The 2,795-nt window shown below is 43.9% G+C and carries 4 protein-coding genes and 1 pseudogene; all 5 read left to right on the top strand.

The genetic code is table 11. The annotated features are described in order from the left end of the window. Positions 1-262: pseudogene (locus PX481_RS00575) on the top strand (hypothetical protein); the annotation flags it as partial. Between the two features lie 27 nt (positions 263-289). Then, positions 290-1,480, top strand: coding sequence for a PEP-CTERM sorting domain-containing protein (locus tag PX481_RS00570; protein WP_002762821.1), 1,191 nt, complete (start codon positions 290-292; stop codon positions 1,478-1,480). An 11-nt stretch (positions 1,481-1,491) separates the two neighbouring features. Further along, positions 1,492-1,953 carry a hypothetical protein gene (locus tag PX481_RS00565; protein ID WP_002762822.1) on the top strand — a complete coding sequence of 154 codons (462 nt, stop codon included), beginning with the start codon at positions 1,492-1,494 and terminating at the stop codon, positions 1,951-1,953. 18 nt (positions 1,954-1,971) lie between these two features. Next, complete coding sequence (locus PX481_RS00560; protein WP_002762824.1) at positions 1,972-2,178, top strand: hypothetical protein; 207 nt, start codon at positions 1,972-1,974, stop codon at positions 2,176-2,178. A 407-nt stretch (positions 2,179-2,585) separates the two neighbouring features. Further along, positions 2,586-2,795 (top strand): Uma2 family endonuclease (locus PX481_RS00555; RefSeq protein WP_288093090.1); only part of this gene is annotated, 210 nt, incomplete at its 3' end.

The raw sequence follows: 2,795 nt of genomic DNA, 5'->3' as shown, positions 1-2,795 counted from the left end.
TGGCGGTGCGCGGGCATGGCTAAAGGAAAATTCGCCCCTCGGTCAATACGTCCTCATGGAATACCACGAATTCAGCGTCCTTTTTACCCTACCCCTAGGCGTGGCCTGCACTTGGATTCTCTGGAAATACGGCGACTCAATTTTGGACAAAGCTAACCGACCGGTGTTAACAGCCACTTGCATTGCTCTGATGGCAATGATGTTTTTTGCTATGGGTGGTCTCGTTAGCGGCCTCGGTGTCGCCAAAATTCAGGCTCTGTAAACCCTTATTTGCTGATTCAACTCAAAAATGACTAAAATTCAACTTTCGCTCGTTCTAGCCACTGTTTTCGGCTTACATACTGTGTCTCCTGCCCTAGCGGGTTCGATGTATAAAATCACCGACTTGGGTACACTCAGCCCCGATGGTACGGATACGAGGGCAGCCAGCATTAACAACCAAGGTCAAATCGTCGGTCGTTCCCGCACTGCCGGTAATACCGCTTCTAGTGGCTATATCTGGGAAAACGGTACGATAACGGCTTTACCCCTTACTGGCCCAGTTAATGGCGGCACCCCCGTCACTCTCCCCGGTCGCGGTGGTTTATCTCGTTCTATTAATGACGCAGGGATGATTGTCGGTGCGGGAGATGAAACCGCCGGACCCACAGACCGGGCGTTATTGTGGACTCCTAACGGTTCCGGGGGTTACGACCTCAACATTTATAACTTTGGTGGCCTGGAAAGTTATTTTATCGACATCAACAACAGCAATCAGATTGCTGGTTATCATATCTTTGAAACCAATCGAAGAAACGCTATTTTCTGGGAAGATGGTACGCGCATCAACTTACCTAGTCTTGACGGCGATCAAAATTTTGGTTTAGCCATTAATGACAATACCGAAATCGTTGGTTATGTAGACTCCGATGGTGTAGTGGACGGAACTAATGTCTACAGTGCTGCTTTTTGGGAGCAGGATGCCAATGGTAATTTTGTCCTGACTAATCTAGGAATTCCCAACGGATTCGCCCAAAGTTTTGCCCGAGATCTTAACGAAAATGGCTTAGTTATTGGTCAAGCGACTAATGGTTCAGGAGCCACTTTAACCTCTAGTGGATTCCTCTGGGATAACGGCAATTTGATTAATTTAGGCAGTCTTGGTGGTACGCGAGGCGATGCTTTAAGTATTAACGAATCTGGTCAAATTGTTGGCTTTTCTAATCTTGCTAGTGAAGTTGCCCATGGGACTCTTTGGCAAGAAGGCCAGTTATTTGATTTAAATAATTTAGTCATTAATGGTACGGGTTGGGTTTTAAATCAAGCCACGGGCATTAATGGGCGTGGCCAAATTATTGGTTTTGGCACTTTTACTAATGAATTGGGAGAAACGGAAACCCGCGCTTTTCTCCTAGAATCTGTACCCGAACCTAGCACCATTATGGGACTTTTAGCGGTGGGAATTTTGGGTTTTACACAGTTACGAACTCTTAAAAAATAGGAGCAACTCTCATGACACAACCCTATGTTGATAGCCCTTGGTACGGTAAAATCTGGGCTTTTGTACAACAATTTCCCCAAGGTTTAGCCCAAGGTGCCAAACGTTCTCCCGCTACTTCTGGCCCTGCAGCTGCGGCAATTATTAGCGCCGCAATCGGTTGTTGTTTAATGATGGTTTCTCACCATTTTTCCGATGCAGACCAGACAAAAACCGTAGAAACTCTGCTCTGGAATTTAGGGTCTTGGATTCCTGGCAGTAAAAATCCTAGCAAAATGTGGGGTAATATTGGCAGTTATACCGGCAAAGAAACTATGTTATTAATTGGCTGGTTAATCAGTTGGCCTATACTCCATTATCTCTGGAAAGATCGCAAGATTAAGGCTAAAACAATTCTCTTTTGGTTTTTCGCCCTCATTATTGCCGCCACCGCTATGTCATGGCATCCTATCTTTCCTTATTTACCCTTAACTTAAACTTATGGAGGTAACAAAATGGATGTTCAAATTAGAAAACTTTCCTCTCGTAAAATGCACAATATCGTCTGGATTTTAGTGGGAGTTTTTGGTTTATTTGCTATTACTTTTCCTCTGTCTATGTGGCGAGTCAGCAATATGGAAAAGTTTCAAGGTTCTCATGTTAAATCTTTACCAGTGGAAGGAGAAGTGAATTGCAAATCTTCACGGATTACAACTAAATAAGGGGCTGGCTTAATACTAAGCAAGACAGTTTCAGCTAAGAAGGAAAAAATGTCATATCCTGTGGAGGCAAAACATCAAATAGTTGTTGAAAAGGAGAGACAATTTCTGAATTTTTGGCTGAGACTAAAACCCCCTTTTCAGAGATTTTATCTACTCCAAGTAATCTGGTTAAGCTGTACTAAATTTAAACTGAGTATTGGAAATTTGGCTCTTCTGGTTTCTGTGTGGAAACGAGGTCTATACTGATAGTTTCTTCCGCGGCTCGACTGAGCTTCGCTGAACGTAAAAATAGCCCTAAAAGTCTTGCCCGATAAGCATTTCACGATTCCATAAGCAAAAATTATCACACAAAGAATAAGAGAGCCATTCTCGTACTATAATTGATAGTAGGCTTTCCCCTAGAGATTATGATCGCAGTTCCCAACTACATCAGTCCCCAAGAATATCTCGCTATCGAGCGCCAGAGTCAGATCCGTCATGAATACCGACGTGGTTTGGTTTATGCGATGGCCGGCGGTACGGATAATCACGAGCGCATCGCCTTCAATTTTCTCAAAGTCATTGACGAACATTTCGGCGACTCTACAGACTGTCGGTTTTACTCGGGTAATGTCAAG

It is taken from the genome of Microcystis sp. M53603_WE2 (assembly GCF_030065435.1).
The sequence above is the reverse complement of the archived record's forward strand: the minus strand, read 5'-3'. Positions and strand labels throughout refer to the sequence as shown.